The following is a 17,961-nucleotide window of genomic DNA, read 5'->3' on the forward strand; positions in this document are numbered from 1 at the left end:
CTAGCCCCTTCTGCGAGCAGTTGATTCCATTGGGTACGGTCCGGGCCGAGGTCGCGACAATCGCCGACGAGGCGAAACACGGCGCGGACATCGGACAACCGCAACTGACCCGATTTACTCATCACCCGCTCCAATTGGCAATCAGCCGCTCCGGCCCGCAGACGGAAATCGTCCCTAGCCGTTCACGGCTCACGCTCCCCCTCATTAGGGGGATAGAAAACGATCGACTGAATTGCAACGATAACTCGGAATCTTCGGGCCGAGTTCCGACCCCTTCGTCCCCTCAACTTACTTGGATGACGGCGAAAAATGAGTGTGTCCCGTTGGCTCAAGAGTGCCCGTGCGGCAGTTTCCCCCCAAACTGTAGCACGGCCGGTCCCGGTGGGTAAACTTTTCGAGTTGAGAACCTATCTGGAAGCCCTCGAGGATCGGTGTCTACCCACCGTCTACCTCGTAACGAACACGGCCGATAGCGGCACGGGATCCTTCCGCCAAGCAATCCTCTCCGCGAACACGAATCCGGGTACGGACACGATCAATTTCAACATCGGTACCGGGATCAAAACGATCGCACCGATTACGGCCCTGCCGACGATCACCGGTCCCGTGACGATCGACGGCACGACTCAGCCCGGCTATGCGGGCACCCCCCTGATCGAACTCAGTGGGGCCTCTGCCGGCACGACGAGCAACGGCCTGATGGTTACGGCCGGGACGAGCACGGTGCGCGGGTTGTCCATCGACCGGTTTGCCCACGACGGAGTGCTTTTGACCGGGACCGCGGCGGCGGGCAACGCGGTCGTCGGGAGTTACCTCGGCTTGACCCCCGCCGGGGCGGCGGCCGCGAACGGGTTTCACGGCGTCAGCGTCGAGAGCGGGGCGAAGAACAACGTCATCGGCACGAACGGCGACAACAACGCCGACCTCGCCGAGCGGAACGTCATCTCGGGGAACGCCATGAACGGCGTGTTCATCGACGGGGCCGGCACCACGGGCAACCGGGTCGCGGGCAACTACATTGGCCTGAACCCGGCCGGCACTTCCGCCATCGGGAATGGCGGCGACGGCGTCTCGGTCGGGGACGGGGCGAGCAGCAATTTCGTCGGCACGAACGGCGACGGGAGCGCGAACGACGCCGGCGAAGGGAACGTCATTTCGGGGAACACCGGATCCGGCGTGCGGCTGTTTAATCCTAACACCAATGCCAATCGGGTCGCCGCCAATCTGATCGGCCTCAACGCCACGGGCACGGCCGGGGTCGGGAACGGGTACGACGGGGTTTCGATCCACGCGGGGGCCTCGTTCAACTACGTCGGCACGAACGGCGACGGGACGAGTGACAAATTGGAGCGGAACGTCATCTCCGGGTCGAAGCTGTTCTCGGGCATCGCGGTCTTTGACGCGGCCACGGCCGGCAACGTGATCGCCGGCGACTACATTGGGCTGAACGCCGCCGGCACTCAGGCCATCGCGAACAACCAGTTCGGGATCAACCTCTTCGCGAGCACTCACGACAATCGCATCGGGACGAACGGGGACACGAAATCCGATCAACTCGAGCGAAATGTCATCTCGGGGAACGTCATCCACGGCGTTCAACTGTCCGACGCGGGGACGACCGGCAACGTTGTGGCCGGCAACTACGTGGGCCTGAACGCCGCCGGCACGGACGCCGTCCCGAACGGCCAGACCGGGGTGTTCGTCGTGCAGGGGGCCAACGGGAACCGCATCGGCACGGACGGCAACGGCACGGCCGACGACGACGAGCGGAACGTCATCTCGGGGAACGTGGGCACAGGAGTTCAGTTCTACCTCACCGGTGCCAGCGGCAATGCGGTGTACGGGAATTACATCGGCCTGAACGCCGCGGGTACAAAATCGGTCGCCAACGGCTCCGGCGTGTACCTCAGCGGCGGGGCGGCCCAGAACGCCATCGGCGGGGCGGGCGCGAAGCGGAACGTCATCTCCGGGAACGCGTTCAATGGGGTGACGTTAACCGACGCGGGGACGACCGGCAATGTCGTGGCCGGCAACTACATCGGCTTGAACGCCAACGGCACGGATGCCGTTCCCAACGTCTCGAACAACGTGCGAATCTCCGACGGGGCGGCGGGCAACACCATCGGCGGGAGTTTCCTCGACGGCACCGGCAACGTCATCAGCGGGGTCGACGGCGACGCCATCTACATCAGCGGCACGGGCACGGACAACACGACCATCACCGGCAACTACATCGGCACCGACAAGACCGGCACCAAGGCCGTGCCGAACGTTGGGGACGCCGTGCTGGTCATCGGCTCGGCCGGCACGAAGGTGGGCGGATCGGTCGCCGGCCAGGGCAACGTCCTCAGTGGAAATGCCGCCTACGGGGTGCAATTGGGTCATTCGGCCACGAACACCAAGGTCCAGGGCAACGTCATCGGCCTGGGGACCGACGGGGTGGCGTTACCGAACGGCTTCGCGGGCGTCGTGGTGAGCGATGCAGGCACGACCGGCACGATCATCGGCGGGGTGGCGACGACTCCGGGGCAGGGAGCCGGCAACGTCATCGGCGGCAACACCGGGGCCGGGGTCTACATCCTGAGCGGTGCCTCGGCCACGACCGTCCAGGGCAACCTGATCGGTCTGTCCACGAACGGCACCGCGGCGCGGCCCAACGGCGGGGCGGGTGTCCTCATTAGCTCAGGGGCGCACGATAATGCGGTCGGGGGCGCGGCAAATGGTGCCGGGAACGTCATCGGCGGCAACACGGGCGACGGCGTTCGCATCACGGGGGCCGGCACGACGGCCAACACGATCGCCGGCAACTTCATCGGGACCGACGCGAGCGGGCGGACTCTCGGCGACGGCGGCAATGGGGTCGTCGTCGACACCGGCGCCACAAACAACGTCCTCGGCGGTGCCACGACCGATACGAACACGGCCCTCGGGAACGCGATTGCGAACAACCTCCGCGGCATCTACCTCAACGCTTCCGCCGGCTCGGGAAATACGATTCGCTTCAACCGCGTCACGGGCAACGGCGGCCAGAATAACGTCGTGAACGCGACGAACGACCCCTCGCCGCCGAACCTCTCGCTCGTCTTCGCGGGCAGCCCGACCAACGTCTTCGGCAGTCTCCAGGGCGTGGCCAACACGTCCTACAAGGTTGATTACTACACCGTCGACGCGGCCGGCGGGGCGTCGGCGTACCGGGAGACGTTCACTTACACCGCCGACGCGGCCGGCGTCGTCCACATCGCAACGACCTTGTCGATGCCGCTGGCCGTCGGCGGGTCGATCACGGCCATCGCGACCCGCGTGGACACCAACGGCAGTTCCGGCCTCGCCGCCGCGGCGACCGCCGTTACCGCGAGCGTCAACCTGAGCAACTCCACCGTGCCCGAGAATCAGCCCGCCGGCACGATCGTCGGAAACTTGTCGATCGCCGGCCAGAACTCGGGTGACCCCTTCCTGTACAACTTGACCCAGGCCACGGCCGACAACCGGGCGTTCAAAATCAACGGAAGCCAACTGAGCACGGCCGCCGTCCTGAACTACGAAGCCCGGCCGAGCTACACGATTACCGTCCAGGCCACGGACCCCGCCGGCAGCTACTCGTTCCTCCAGCGAATTACCATCACCGTCACGGACCTCAACGACGCCCCGGTCATCACGTCGGACGGCGGCGGCGACTCGGCGAACGTCTCCGTCAACGAGAACGAAACGCGCGTGACGACCGTCCACGCCGACGACGAAGACCTCGGAACCGTGGTGGCCTACTCCGTCATCGGCGGCGTCGATGCCAACTTTTTCTCGATCAACCCGACGACGGGCGTGCTGTCGTTTGTCAACGCCCCCGACTTCGAGAACCCGGCCGACGGCGACCACGACAACGTTTACGAAGTGGTCGTCCAGGCGTCGGACGGCCAACTCACCGACGCAGAGACGATCCTGGTGTCCGTCGCGGACGTGAACGACAACCCGCCGGTCATCTACGACGACGGCAGCGGCGACGACTACGTGGTAGTCGACGTGCCTGAGAACTCGACGGTCGTGACCACCATCTCGGCCACCGACGCCGACGTGAATTCAGTGCTGACGTACTCCATCACCGGCGGTGCCGACCAGGACTTGTTCGCCATCAACCCGGTGACCGGCGTGGTGACGTTCCGCACACCGCCCAATTTTGAACGGCCGGCCGACGCCGACGGGGATAACAACTACCAGGTGTTAGTCACCGTCAGCGACGGCCGGTTCACGGACTCCGAGTACGTGTACGCGAACGTTTACGACGTGAACGAGCCGCCCGTGATCGACACGCCTTCTCAGTTCACGCCGCCGGAAAATCAGGCCTTCGTCGCTACGATCGAGGCTACGGACGAGGACGACCCGACCCTGACGTATGCCATCACCGGCGGCGAGGACGCGGCCCAGTTTCAACTAGACGGAACGACCGGCGTCCTGTCGTTCGTCTCGCCGCCGGACCACGAACGGCCGGCCGACGCGAACGGCGACAACATCTACCACGTCACGGTCCAGGTTTCGGACGGGCAAAACACGACTACCCAGGCCTTGACCGTCACCGTGATCGACGAGAACGACAACCCGCCCGTCATCATCAGCAACGGCGGCGGCACGGCGACCGTGGCGGTGCCAGAAAACACGACGGGCGTCACGACCGTCGTCGCGACCGATGCCGACTCCAACCCGCAACTCCGGTATTCGATCACCGGCGGCAACGACGCCGCCCGGTTCACGATCGACCCTATCTTCGGCACGCTCGCCTTCGCGACAGCCCCGGACTTTGAAAGTCCGACGGACGCGAACGGCGACCACGTCTACGAGGTGTTCGTCCAAGTCTCCGACGGCACTTACACCGACGACCAATTCCTCTCCGTAGGCGTGACGAACGTCGTGGACGTCGCCCCGGTCATCACGAGCAACGGCGGCGGCCCCACGGCCACCCTGTCCGTGCCCGAGAACACGGCCGCCGTGACGACTATCACTGCGACCGACGCCGACGCCGGCCACCCGGCCGTGACGTTCTCCATCACCGGCGGGTCAGACGCGAGCCTGTTCACCCTCGATCCGACAACCGGCGTATTGCAGTTCCGGACGCCGCCCGACTTCGAGCACCCGACCGACGCCGACCACGACAACCGGTACGACGTGGTCGTGAAAGCGATGGCCGGAAGCCTGAGCACAACGCAAGCCCTCGCCGTCCGCGTGACGGACGTGAACGAACCGCCGCGGATCACGAGCGGCAACACCTTCACCCTGCCCGAGAACAAGACGGCCGTGGGGACCGTTACCGCGACCGACCCCGACGCGGGGGGGGAAGTGCTGTTCGCCATCGTCGGCGGGGCGGACGCGGCCCAGTTCGCGATCGACGCGACGACCGGCCTGCTGGCGTTCCGAACCGCGCCGGACTTTGAGCACCCGGCCGACGCCAACCACGACAATGTGTACGAAGTGAGCGTCCAAGCTTCGGACGGCTCGTTGAGAGACAGCCAGAATATGACCGTCATAGTGACAAACGTGACCGGGCCGACGGCCGATTTCACTCTCGTGAACTTCATTCCGCCCAACGGGATCGTACCGCCGAGAACGGCGTTTTTCAACATCAGCTTTAGTAAGCCGGTGTTGGGGGCAAGCAGCACGTCGAACTACGAACTCCGTCGTGCCGGAGCCGATGGCTTACTGGGAACGGCTGATGACATCGTTGTGCCCGTGGGTCCGTATTCGTACCCGCCGAGCACAGGCCCTACCACGAGTCTTGCACAAATCTATTTGCCGACAACGCCACTGTCAGGAGACGTTTACCGGCTGACGGTCAAGGATGCCATCACAGACGCGGCCGGTAACGCCCTCGACGGCGCTCGTACAGGTGACCCGGGAAGTGATTTTGTGTACGACTTCGTGGTAACGGCTACGGCGGCCACAAACTTCAAGGGAACACAGCCAGTTCCGCCATCAGGTTTTGTTGGGCACCCGACCTATTCAATCGCCGTCGATTTGAATAACGACGGCTACGATGATGTTGTTTCGCTAGTCAGCTCTAATTTGAACACCCCTTCCGGATATCTGATTAGTCTTTGTGTTTCGATGAACAATTTCGGCGATTTGGCACACGTGGTAATATTCGATACAGGCTACTATAATTCTAATAATCTTGCTGTCGGCGACTTCGATGGAGACGGCAAGATTGATCTTGGGGTGTTCGACGGCAACGGAATATTAATCTTCCATGGTACTGGAACGGGTTCTTTTTCTGGCACGACAGAGACGCCACTTCCCGGTCTCGGCTATGTATACTCCTTAGCAGTCGGCGACTTGAACAATGACGGACTTTTAGATTTAGCCTTCACAGGCTTTGACAGTAGCAATTATTCTGTAATAAATACGTGGATCAACGCCGGACAGAATCACTTCGTCCACGAACTAACCCATTCAGTTGGCGACCATTTTACACGAATATCTTTAGTTGATTACAACCGAGATGGCAAACTCGATCTCATAGATTTCCACCCGGGCCTGGGGTCGATCGAGGTCTTGTACGGAACTGGAGATGGCCTCATAGCTGGCGAGACAACATTTAACGCATTACAGGGATATGCATATTCTACTGACGGCCCACTGTTGAGCACCGACTTCAATGGCGATGGGATTCCCGACTTCGTACTTTCGAACGCCGGTTACCCCTACAGTCAAAATAATTTTGTAGAATTTTTAATTTATCGTAACGCGCTCGGTACATTTTCGCCGACAATCGTAAATCTAAACGACGCGCTTATTATATATCATGTTGCCTTGGGCGACTTTAATGGAGATGGTAAATCGGACGTAGCAGTATTTTATACGTCGAAGACCACTTCGGCCTACGCGCTCACCGTACTGACAGGTAACGGCGACGGTACATTTAATGTGGGCCAAACAGTACCCTTGACGGACACTTTTTTTTCACAAATAACTTATCAGAATACTGCTACCGCCTTGACTACCGTTAACATTAACCGTGACGGCAGATTGGACCTTCTTTTAACGGATACGTACACGAACGGATACTTTGACAACGATTTTTACGCTCTAATCAGTGTCCAGCCATCTACGCCGATTACTTCGCTCCAAAGTCCCGGTGGTTATATCTTTAGTCTTGTAAATAGTGGGGCCGGTGCCGGCCAAATTGCACAAGTCTCGACGAACGCCTTTAACGGGTTGAATCGACTCCAACTTAATGGCATTAGTTACGCACCTGTCGATCTGTCGAGTATGACTGATAGCGGGCAAACCTTAGTGACGGGCAAACAAAATGTTGCCGGAGTGACGGTTTCGCGACAGATCACTGTGCCATCCACCGGCGGCCAAGACTTCACGCGTACCGTGGACAGTTATACGAACAGTCTCTCATCCTTCCCGATCACCTTAACCGTCCACGTCGTCGGCAATTTGGCCTCCGACGCCTCGACTACGGTCTTCGCCGTCGCCCCCGACGGCAGTTGGTACGGCACCGACGACGGCAAGGGCGGGTTGGCCACCATCCACTACATCCACGGCCCGAGCGGCATCCGGCCCACGTCCGAAGATGTGATCGGTGACAACATCGAGTGGACCTACGTGCTGACCATTCTGCCCGGTCAGACGATCAAGCTGGCGACCTTCACGATCGTCGCCGCCGACCGGGACGCCGCCGTTGCCGCCGCCAACGCCCTCGTCCTGCCTAACGGCTTCGGCGGCCAAGCCGGCGCGTTCCTCAGCCGGGCGGACCTCGGCAGCCTGGCCAATTTCTACTACAACCGCCCGCCGACGGACGTGACGCTGTCGGCTACCAGCATCCCCGAGAACCGGCCCGCCGGCACGGTCGTCGGCACCCTCGCCGGCGTGGACCCGGACGCGAACGAGGCGTTCACCTACGCCCTCGTCGCCGGCGACGGTTCCACGGACAACGGCTCATTCACGATCGACGGCAACCAACTCAAGACCGCGGCCGCGTTCGATTTCGAGGTCAAGTCGAATTACGCCATCCGCGTGCGGGTGACGGACGCGGCCGGCGTGTCTTTCACCCGCGTGTTCACCGTTTCGGTCGTCAACCTGCCGGGGCCGACGGTGACCGGCATCCGGGGCTACTACGGCAACGGCCGGTCGATCGACCTCCTCACGACGACCCGGAAGGTGTTGCCGTGGTCGATCACCGCGATCGAGGTGACGTTCAGCGCCCCGGTGACCGCCCAAGCGGCTAGCCTAAGCCTTCCCTATTCGATCACGCCCGTAATAATCTCGGGCGTAACCGGGAGCGGCACGAACACGATCCGGTGGACGTTCCTCAACGGCCTGACGACCGTAAATTCCCCACTGATTCTGTCCGCCGCGGGGGGCAACGCGATCGTGTCGGTCTCGGGGCAAGAGCCGATCGCCGGCAACGGCGTCACCGACGGCACGCAGTACACGCGGACGCTCAAGGTTCTACAAGGCGACTTCGACGACAACGGAGTCGTCAACGCCACCGATGCGGCACTCGTCTACAAGGTCATTGGAACCGCGTACAACGCCTTCGCCGACGTGGATGGCGACGGCGACGTGGACATGGATGATTTTAACTTGGTCCGGAATCGCATCGGTCGAAGTCTCTAACTTTCTATTTGCTCGAAGAGAGACCCCGGGCGAACTCACAACTAGGAACTCACGCGATGCGCTGGTGTATACTTGTGCTTGCTTTTTTGACTCCCCCCTTGATGCCGTCGGCCGAGGCCGCCTTCCAGGTCTCGATTCAAGATACGACGGCGAACGCGGACTCGGTCGGCAACTTCTTCGACGTCGTATTGACCCACAACGACTCGCCGCCAACCGACAGTTATTCCTTGTTCTTATTCAGCGTTCGGGTCTCGGTGTCGGCGGATTCGGGCGTGGCGTTCGTGACCGTGACCGATTCTAGCCCGGGGTATATTTTCACCGGGAGCAGTTTGGGGATCATTCCGGTCAACGAATCGACCGCAACCCTTACGGCCATCAGTTGGAGCGATGTTGCCATTCCCGACGTAACAGTCAGTTCGCCAAGCACCTTTACGCTCGGCCGTGTGTTTTACGACGTTTCGAACAACGCCACCCCAGGCGTGTTCAGCTTGACCATCGACCCGCAAGTGACGAATTTTTTCGACGACAACACATCTGGCTCCGTCACCTTCACGACCTCAAATGGGAATTTGACCATTAACGGTGCAAGCCAAGCGGTTGTCACGCCGGAACCGGCCTCATTCTTGATACTCCTAACGGGCACCTGCGGACTTGCCGTGTTACGCCGGCGGTTTACCGCCGACTGCCCGCGGTTACAGACGGCTCGTCTCGCTGACAAAGATAATTCTGTATCAGGTACACAATCCACTGGAATCGCCACTAAACGACGATAAAGTATGCCACATCGCGGCCTTCCACCGAACGACGTGAAACGTACCAGATTGCCTCGGATTTCAGCCGAATCTGTCGAGTTGAGGGTTTCAAGAGCACTCGACTACGGAACCGAAGGTTAGAGGTTCGACTCCTCTTGGGTGTACTGGACTTACGGCGATTCGCCGGAGTCTGTCCGAGATATCCTGTCCGAGATCGAGAAATAACCCTCCCCGGTGTTACCAGCACCGAGGAGGGTCAGCGACGCGAACCTTTTCAGGCCCGGCCGTGCTTTAAACGGGTTTCCTGAGGAGGTTTCTTCCATGTCCCGCCGTCAGCCCGCTCCGTATTTCAAGAAGTCCCACAAGGCCTGGTACGTCCAAATCGGCGCGAAGCAGCACCGTCTTTCGGACGACTACGCCGAAGCACTCGCCCACTGTGCCGAGTTGCTCAAGGCCCATAAGAAGGCCGAACGGTTCGTCGTCCCCGGCGAGCCTCGGCCTTTTACCCTCGGACAACTCACTGCGGAGTTCCTGCGGGTCGCGTTCAAAGACCGCTCCCCGCGCACCCGCGGCTGGTACCAAGAGAAACTCACGCCCTTCGTCCGCCACCTCGGCGAAACCTTCCCGGCCTCCCACCTCAAGCCGCTCCACGTCGAACAGTGGGTCGCCGTCCACCCCGACTGGGCCCGGGGCACGGCACGGGGCGTCTGGCAGGCCGTGCAACGGCTTATGCGGTGGGCCGAGCGAAGTGGCCGGACGCCGCATTCGTCCGTCTGCGATTACGCCAAACCGAAGGCCGGGAAGCGGTCGGTCGTTATTTCGCCCGCCGAATACCAACGAGTCCGAGAGGCCATCCGCTCGGAGCGGTTCCTCGACCTCGTCACGCTGGCGTGGGATAACGGCCCTCATCCGCGGCTGGCACGAAGACCGTGGACTGACGGTGCCGGACGGCCGCGGGCGACGGAAGAGACTGTCACAACCGAATCGTTCCACCTGAACTCGGCATCCGGTCGCCCCAAAAGGAGGTGATTGGATCGTCAGAAGGCCGACATCGTTAGGCACTACAGTTTGCCCCCGGTCGAACCTGTTCGACCGGGGGTGGTTTCTTTTTGACGCAATACGGGGAAGGAGGTGGTCATCGCGCTCGGGGTGAGCGTGGCCGTGGCGGTGACGAGCTACGCCCTGCCGCACACGGCCGCGGCCGCCCTCAGCGGCGTCGGCGGGGCGTGCGCGGCCGTCGCCGTCCAGGCCGGCGCCTGGGTCAAGCGGAACGCCCGCCGCGTCAGCATCGCCCTCGCCTGACGCCGAACGGTGCCCCAATCGTGTGCTCTTGACGTCGCCCCGGCCGGTCCCAGCCCGCGCGGGAGCGACGTCAAGAGCACCCGGTCGGGGCACCCATCAACGCCGGCCATTCCCCCATTCTCCTTCGACCGAGGTGCCCCGTGGCCTACCTGGTTGCCTTCGCCGTGTTTCTGCTGCTGGCCGCCGCGTGCTGGTTCGCGGCCGTCGCCCTGTACCAGGGTTCCGTCGGCGGCCACCCGCCCGCCGCCACCCCCGACTACGCGAACCTCGTCGGCGCGGCCGTCGTCGTCAACGCCGTCACCGGGTTCGTCCCGAACCCGGCGGGATTCGCCCTCGGCAGCCTCGTGTGGGCCGTGGCCGTGGCTAACCTGGCCGTCCCGGCCGGCCGCAAGGTGGTGCTCGGCGGCTACCTACTGGCCGCGTCCGTGATCGCCCGCCTGGCCGTCCTCGGCATCCTCGACGTGACGAAGTGATGCCGCCCAGGCCGACCGGCTGGGTGAGATTGTGGGCGTGATGCCCTTTGCCGAACCGCGACCTCAACTCCTCAACCAGGGAGGGTCGGCCCGCCGGGTGGCGGGCCGATCGGGGTCGCTTTTCTTTAGGTGTTACTGAAGCCTCGATCACGGCCCGGCGAACTCGGCGGCCCGGATGCCGACGACCACGACGACCTGTCGTTCACCGACGAGGAAGCGGGCACCGACCCGGACTAACTGGTCGGGTTCCGTCAGGCGCTGTTCGAACCGCCCACAGCCCGACTGGTGCCAGTTACGGGGTTCCTCACCATCACCAAGGCGGACGGGTGGGAAGGTGGCAGACATAACTTTCTCGACATGCGGCAGGCAGGCGCCCCCGAGCCGACCTCCCTGCGCCCTCTTCCACGCGCGGTCTGAAACCGTCGAACCCGGCCGTGACCGCGGCCGTGGGCGTTTCAGCCTTCGTCGGCGTCGCCCTCGGAGTCTACCCGGTGTGGAAGGCGCCTGGACCCGGACGCCTTGCGGTACGAATACCGACTTCCATCGACAGGAATATCGGCACAGTTTTGGATTGCCGCTCGACCGCAACGAGTGGGGGCTATCATGGCGGGATGTATGCGATGACAAGCTTTCGATCCTAACCTCGCAAGCGGAAGTGGAGCAACCCCTCGTGAATGCTCCCGCCGCACCAGGACCTGTGCTGCCCAAAACAGTCCCGCACGGGCCGCCCGATCCGGCGTCGGCCGTCCGGGTGTCGCCGCGACTGATCGAGGCGGCACGGAGTGAGAGCGATGCAGTGGTGCAGACGCTGAACACGACGACGCGGGGCCTCGCGGCGGCCGAGGCCGAGTTGCGGTTGCGCCAGTACGGACCGAACGTCGTCGCGGCGGACCACCGGCACCCGCTCCTCCGCCTTCTCCGCCGGGCACTCGTCAACCCGCTCGTGATCCTCCTCGTCGCCCTCGCCGCGTCGTCGTTCGCGACCGGCGACGTGCGGGCGGGGTCCGTCGTGCTGGTGATGGTGGCCTTGGGCGTCATCGTGCGGTTCGTACAGGAGGCCCGCGCCGACACCGCCGCCGCCGCGTTGCGGGCGATGATCAGTGTTCACGCGACCGTCCTTCGCGACGGCCGGTCGCAAGAGCGGCCGGTGTCGAACCTGGTCCCCGGCGACGTGGTCGAGTTGGCCGCCGGGGACATGATCCCGGCCGACGTGCGGCTGCTCGCGTGCAAGGACCTGTTCGTCGTGCAGGGGAGCCTGACCGGGGAGGCGTTCCCGGTCGAGAAGTTCCCGGCCCGCGAGCCGGCCGGGGACCGCTCGCCGCTGGAGTTCGCCAACGTCTGCTACCTGGGCACCAGCGTCGAAAGCGGCACGGCCACGGCCGTCGTCGTGGCGACCGGGCTGACCACCGTCCTCGGCGGCATCTCGTCTGTCCTCGTCGGGCCGCAGCAGGCGAGCAGCTTCGACCGGGGGATGACGCGGTTCACGTGGCTGATGATCCGGTTCATGGCCGTCATGGTGCCGCTCGTGTTCGTCATCAACGGACTAACCAAAGGGAATTGGGGCGAGGCGTTCTTCTTCGCGACGGCGGTGGCGGTGGGCATGACGCCGGAGATGCTGCCGATGATCGTCGCCGTGTGCCTGTCGAAGGGCGCGATGGTGATGTCCCGCAAGAAGGTGATCGTCAAGCGGCTGAACGCGATCCAGAACCTCGGGGCGATGGACGTACTGTGCACCGACAAGACCGGGACGCTGACCCAGGACCGCATCATCCTGGAACGGTACTGCGACGTCAAATTGAAGCAGGACGACGACGTGCTGACGCTCGCGTATCTGAACAGCCACTTCCAGACCGGCCTGCGGAACCTGATGGACCGGGCCGTCCTCACGCACACGGAAATTCACGCGCACCCGTCGTTTGAAGGGTATGCCAAAGTCGACGAAATCCCGTTCGACTTCTCCCGGCGGATGATGTCGGTCGTCGTGAAGAAGCCGGACGGCCGGCACCGGCTGATCTGCAAGGGCGCGCCCGAGGCACTCTACCCGCACTGCACGACCTACGAACTCGACGGGCAGGCGCACCCCGTCAACGAGACGATCCGCGGCGAGCTGAAGCGCGAGTTCGACCGCCTCAGCGCCGACGGGTTTCGGGTCCTCGCCGTGGCGTACCGCGACTGCGACCCCAAATCGGTCTACGCGAAGGACGACGAGCAGGGGCTGACGCTCCGCGGGTACGTCGCGTTCCTCGACCCGCCGAAGGACTCGGCCCGCGAGGCCATCGCCGCGCTGCAGCGGATCGGCGTCGCGGTCAAGGTGCTGACGGGCGACAACGAGTTGGTCAGCCGGAAGATTTGCGGCGAGGTCGGCATCGCCACCGACGCGACACTGCTGGGCGGGCAGGTCGAGGCGATGTCCGACGCCGAGTTGACGGCCGCCGCCGCGAAGGCGACGCTCTTCGCCCGCCTGTCCCCGGCCCACAAGCAGCGGGTGATCCAGAGCCTGCGGGCGGCCGGGCACGTCGTCGGGTTTATGGGCGACGGGATCAACGACGCCCCCGGCCTCCGGGCGGCGGACGTCGGCGTGTCGGTCGATACCGCCGTCGACATCGCGAAGGAGTCGGCGGACGTCATTCTCCTGGAGAAGAACCTGCTCGTTCTAGAGGAGGGCGTCCGCGAGGGGCGGAAGGTGTTCGCCAACATCGTCAAGTACGTCCGCATGGGGGCGAGTTCCAACTTCGGCAACATGTTCAGCGTCCTCGGCGGCAGCATCTTCCTGCCGTTCGTGCCGATGGCCCCGATTCAGATTTTGACCAACAACCTGCTCTACGACTTCTCGCAGGTGGCCATCCCGACCGACGACGTGGATCCCGAACAGATCGCCAAGCCGCGGCCGTGGTCGATGCGGGCGATCACCCGGTACATCCTGTTCATCGGCCCGTGCAGCTCCGTGTTCGACTACGTCACGTTCTTCGTCATGCTCTACGCCTTCGGCTGCTGGGACCCGGCGAACGCGTCGCTGTTCCAGACGGCTTGGTTCGTCGAATCGCTGCTGACGCAGACGCTCATCATCCACGTCATCCGCACGAACCGCATCCCGTTCCTGCAAAGCCGGGCGAGCTGGCCGCTGCTGGCGACCACTCTCGCGGTAATGCTCGTCGGCGCGTCCCTGCCGTTCTCGCCGGTCGGCCCGTACCTCGGCTTCCGCCCACTGCCGTTGCTGTTCTGGCCGCTGCTCGCCGGCATTCTGCTCGGGTACGTCGCACTGACCCAGGTCGTCAAGTCGTGGCTCTTTCGGAAAGGTTGGACGGCGGAATAGTGTTGGAACCGCCGGCTTCCGGCCGCCCGTCGGCGTGTGGCTCGGCCCTCGACCGATTCGTAATGGAGAACCTGCGATGTTGTTCGATCTTGCCAAGGTCACCGCCCATCAGACCTACAACTTGCTGATCGGCCTGGTCGCGCCGCGGCCGATCGCGTGGATCACCAGCACGGACCTGTCGGGGAAACTCAACGCCGCTCCGTTCAGCGCGTACAACTACGTCGGCGTCGATCCGCCGATTGTTGCCGTCGGCGTCGGCAACCGGCCCGGTCCCGGCGTCGTCGGCAAGGACACCGCGCAGAACATTCGCAACACGCGCGAGTTCGTCATCAACGTCGTGAACGAGGCCTTGGCCGAGGCGATGGTTACGACCGCCATCGACTTCCCGCCCGGCGTGAACGAGCTGGACATCGCGGGCCTGAAGACCGCCCCGTCGGCCGTCGTGTCCGTGCCGCGGATCGCGGCCGCCCCGGCGAGTCTGGAGTGCCGCGAGACCGCGACGATCGAGATCGGGAACTCGCGGGTCATCCTGGGCCAGGTCGTCGCCATTCACGTAAACGACGAATTCATCGACCCGGCCGGCCCGTACGTCCGGGCCGAAGAACTTCACGCAATCGGCCGGATGAACGGCCTGGGCGGTTACGTCCGCACGCGGGACGCATTCTTCCGCGTGCCGCGGACGACCTACGCCGAGTGGCTCCAGGCGAATCAATGACCGGCAATAGGCCAAGCCGCCGAGGAGGCAATTCGTATGACCGAGAAGACCGACACGAACGATCTGCGTGCGATAGCACACCGGGCCATGCGGGAGCGGGGACTCGAACCCGACTTCCCGCCGGACGCGATCCGCCAACTGGCCGGCATCCCGGCGGCCGCCCACGAACCGGACCCGGCCGTTCGAGACCTTCGGACGCTCCTGTGGTGCTCGATCGACAACGACACGTCGCGCGACCTGGACCAACTCACCGTGGCCGAACCCCTCGCCGACGGCCGTGTCAAACTCCTCGTCGCCGTCGCGGACGTCGACGCGGTCGTCAAACCCCTCACGCCGATCGACGGCCACGCTCGAAAGAACACGACGTCCGTGTACACGGCCGCGCAAGTCTTTCCCATGCTGCCGGAACGCCTCTCGACCGACTTGACTTCGCTCAACGAGGGCGCGGACCGACTCGCCCTCGTCATCGAACTCGTGGTCGCGGCGGACGGGTCCGTTCCCGAGTCCGCGGTGTACCGGGCCGTCGTCCGCAGTCGCGCCCAACTCGCGTACCGGAGCGTGGCCGCGTGGCTCGCCGGAAGTGGGCCGGTGCCGGAAAAAGTCGCGAAGACAGCAGGGCTGGACGAGCAACTGCGGTTGCAAGATCGGATCGCGGGAATCATGAAGTCGGTCCGCGACGCGCACGGCGCTTTGGACCTCGAAACGATCGCGCCGGAGGCGGTGATGCAGGACGGGCGGGTCGTCGACCTCCGCCAGGACCGGCAGAACCGCGCCCAGGATTTGATCGCCGATTTCATGATCGCGGCCAACGGGGTGTCCGCCCAGTTCCTCCAGAAACAAGGCCGGCCGGCGTTCCGGCGGGTCGTTCGGACGCCCGAGCGGTGGGACCGCATCCGGGCGGTGGCCGCGGGGTTCGCAGATCACCTCCCAGTCGCCCCGGATTCCAAAGCCCTGGCCGCGTTTCTGACGCGCCGCCGGTTGGCGGACGCGCTGCGGTTCCCGGACCTGTCGCTGACCGTCGTCAAGTTACTCGGCGCCGGTGAGTACGCCGTGCAACTCCCCGGGGAGGAGCCGGCCGGGCACTTCGGCTTGGCCGTGCGGGAGTACAGCCAGTCCACCGCGCCCAACCGCCGCTTCCCCGACCTGATTACGCAGCGGCTGCTGAAAGCCGCCCTGGCGGGCGTTCCGTCGCCGTACGCGCCGACCGAACTCGCGGCGCTGGCGACGCACTGCACGGTGCAAGAAGACGCGGCCCGGAAGGTGGAGCGGCAAGTGCGGAAGTCCGCCGCGGCCCTGTTCTTGTCCGGGCGGGTCGGGGAGGTCTTCGACGCGCTGGTGACCGGGGCGTCCGAAAAAGGAACCTGGGTTCGGGTCCTGACGCCCCCCGTCGAGGGCCGGCTGCTGGCCGGGTATCAGTGGCTCGACGTGGGCGACCAACTCAAGGTCCGGCTGACGGGCCTGAACGTCGAACGCGGCTTCATCGATTTCGCGCGGTGGGAACAGGATACCAAACGGGTTGAACAACGGCGGATTAGTGATGACGCAACAGTCCGATGATTTGGTGCGGGTAGCAACGGGAGCGATGGCAGACGTCCAGGCCTGGATTGAGTTGATCCGGGCCACCGGGATCGAAGCCCGCCTGGTGGGGAGGGCTCGTCATCCGCTCCCCGGTGCCAGCCCCACGCCCGATACATCCCCCAGGCCCGCGGCGGGGCAGAAGCGTTGGGAGACCCGTGGGTCACACACCGAGTGAAAAGTGGGTCGAGGGCGTTTCCCCCGCCGACAGGACTGCGGACGTGGCGGAGCGTGCGCTCCGCGGCCGGTTCAAGGCGGTCCTCCACTACCTGCCGCTGGCGGCCGACCGGACCGGCGAGGACGTTGAACACGTCCACCAACTCCGCGTCTGGGCGAGACGGGCCGCGGCCGCCCTTCGCCTCTTCAAGGGCGAACTGCCCCGCCGCCGCCGCGCCTGGTTGCTGAAGCAACTCCGCACGGTGCGCCGGGCCGCCGACCAGGCCCGGGACTGCGACGTGCTGTTGGGCCGGCCCCACGCCCCCGGGGACGAGTGGGTCACGAACCTACGGGCCGAACGGGCCGCGGCGCAGCGGGCGATCGTGAAAGTTCACAAGCGGCTCTCGCGGGGCGGCCGGCTCTCCCGCCGGGTTGATCAACTGCTGAGTCGCGTCAAGGCCCGACGGCGGGGAAAACGGGCAAGACGGGACAGTCGGTTCGGGCCGTGGGCCTACGCCCGCCTCCGCTCGGAAGGCGAGCGGTACTTCGCCGCCATCCCGACCCGCCCGGGGGATGACGCCGCCCTCCACCCGCTCCGCGTCCGCGGCAAGCGACTGCGGTACGAGATGGAAGTCCTTGCCGGGGCGTTCCCCGAGTCGTTCCGCACGGCACTGTACCCGACACTGGAGAGGCTACAGGACCGGTTGGGGGAGATTAACGACCGGGCCACGGCGGCGGCACGCCTCCGGGCCAAGTTCGACGAAGAACAGTTAACGGAAGAAAAGGCCCAGTGGCGGCAGATGGAGGACGCCGAAGAGGCCCAACTCCGGCTGTCGCGGAAGGACTTCTGGGAAAAGTCTGGCCCGTCGATGCTTCGAGAGATGCGGGCCGGCTTCGAGGCTCTGTTTGCCAAGCCGCCCCGGCCTGGAAATCGACGGCACGAAAGGGAGCCCAGCTCGTAACGGATTTCTCCCGCCATCGCCTTTCCCACGCGATCAGGATGGAACCCTCGGCGCGGCATGTGCCGGCCGCGGGGCGGACGACGTTCCCCAGGTGTGCCCGGAG

General features: G+C 64.4%; 10 protein-coding genes. 9 read left to right on the top strand and 1 reads right to left on the bottom strand.

Annotated features, from left to right (window positions below; translation table 11 throughout):
* The first annotated feature begins 381 nt into the window (after nt 1-381).
* The 5 genes from PX52LOC_RS18410 (at nt 382) to PX52LOC_RS18425 (ending at nt 11,137) form a co-directional block, all read left to right on the top strand.
* Nucleotides 382-8,610, top strand: coding sequence for a cadherin domain-containing protein (locus tag PX52LOC_RS18410; protein WP_168219081.1), 8,229 nt, complete (start codon nt 382-384; stop codon nt 8,608-8,610).
* Between the two features lie 101 nt (nt 8,611-8,711).
* Nucleotides 8,712-9,383 (top strand): VPLPA-CTERM sorting domain-containing protein, encoded by a 672-nt coding sequence (locus PX52LOC_RS18415; protein WP_168219082.1) that lies wholly within the window; start codon nt 8,712-8,714, stop codon nt 9,381-9,383.
* Between the two features lie 300 nt (nt 9,384-9,683).
* Nucleotides 9,684-10,391, top strand: a complete 708-nt coding sequence (locus PX52LOC_RS18420; protein WP_149111475.1) for a hypothetical protein — start codon at nt 9,684-9,686, stop codon at nt 10,389-10,391.
* Nucleotides 10,392-10,493: 102 nt separating this feature from the next.
* Complete coding sequence (locus tag PX52LOC_RS40675) at nt 10,494-10,664, top strand: hypothetical protein (protein WP_168219083.1); 171 nt, start codon at nt 10,494-10,496, stop codon at nt 10,662-10,664.
* Between the two features lie 140 nt (nt 10,665-10,804).
* Nucleotides 10,805-11,137 carry a hypothetical protein gene (locus PX52LOC_RS18425; RefSeq protein WP_149111476.1) on the top strand — a complete coding sequence of 111 codons (333 nt, stop codon included), beginning with the start codon at nt 10,805-10,807 and terminating at the stop codon, nt 11,135-11,137.
* Nucleotides 11,138-11,284: 147 nt separating this feature from the next.
* Here PX52LOC_RS18425 and PX52LOC_RS42620 read toward each other — a convergent pair whose 3' ends face one another.
* Nucleotides 11,285-11,482 (bottom strand): hypothetical protein, encoded by a 198-nt coding sequence (locus PX52LOC_RS42620; protein WP_246173755.1) that lies wholly within the window; start codon nt 11,480-11,482, stop codon nt 11,285-11,287.
* Between the two features lie 352 nt (nt 11,483-11,834).
* Between PX52LOC_RS42620 and mgtA the strand changes: the two genes are divergently transcribed.
* The 4 genes from mgtA to PX52LOC_RS18445 all read left to right on the top strand — a co-directional run bounded on the left by mgtA (nt 11,835) and on the right by PX52LOC_RS18445 (nt 17,858).
* On the top strand, nt 11,835-14,450 hold the full coding sequence (mgtA, locus tag PX52LOC_RS18430) for a magnesium-translocating P-type ATPase (RefSeq protein ID WP_246173756.1): 2,616 nt from the start codon (nt 11,835-11,837) through the stop codon (nt 14,448-14,450).
* 76 nt (nt 14,451-14,526) lie between these two features.
* On the top strand, nt 14,527-15,165 hold the full coding sequence (locus tag PX52LOC_RS18435; RefSeq protein ID WP_149111478.1) for a flavin reductase family protein: 639 nt from the start codon (nt 14,527-14,529) through the stop codon (nt 15,163-15,165).
* 36 nt (nt 15,166-15,201) lie between these two features.
* A complete protein-coding gene (locus tag PX52LOC_RS18440; protein ID WP_149111479.1) occupies nt 15,202-16,722 on the top strand; it encodes an RNB domain-containing ribonuclease in 1,521 nt (506 codons plus the stop codon).
* Between the two features lie 239 nt (nt 16,723-16,961).
* Complete coding sequence (locus tag PX52LOC_RS18445; protein ID WP_168219084.1) at nt 16,962-17,858, top strand: CHAD domain-containing protein; 897 nt, start codon at nt 16,962-16,964, stop codon at nt 17,856-17,858.
* Nucleotides 17,859-17,961: the final 103 nt, after the last annotated feature.

Source organism: Limnoglobus roseus (genome assembly GCF_008254045.1).
GTDB lineage: Bacteria > Planctomycetota > Planctomycetia > Gemmatales > Gemmataceae > Limnoglobus > Limnoglobus roseus.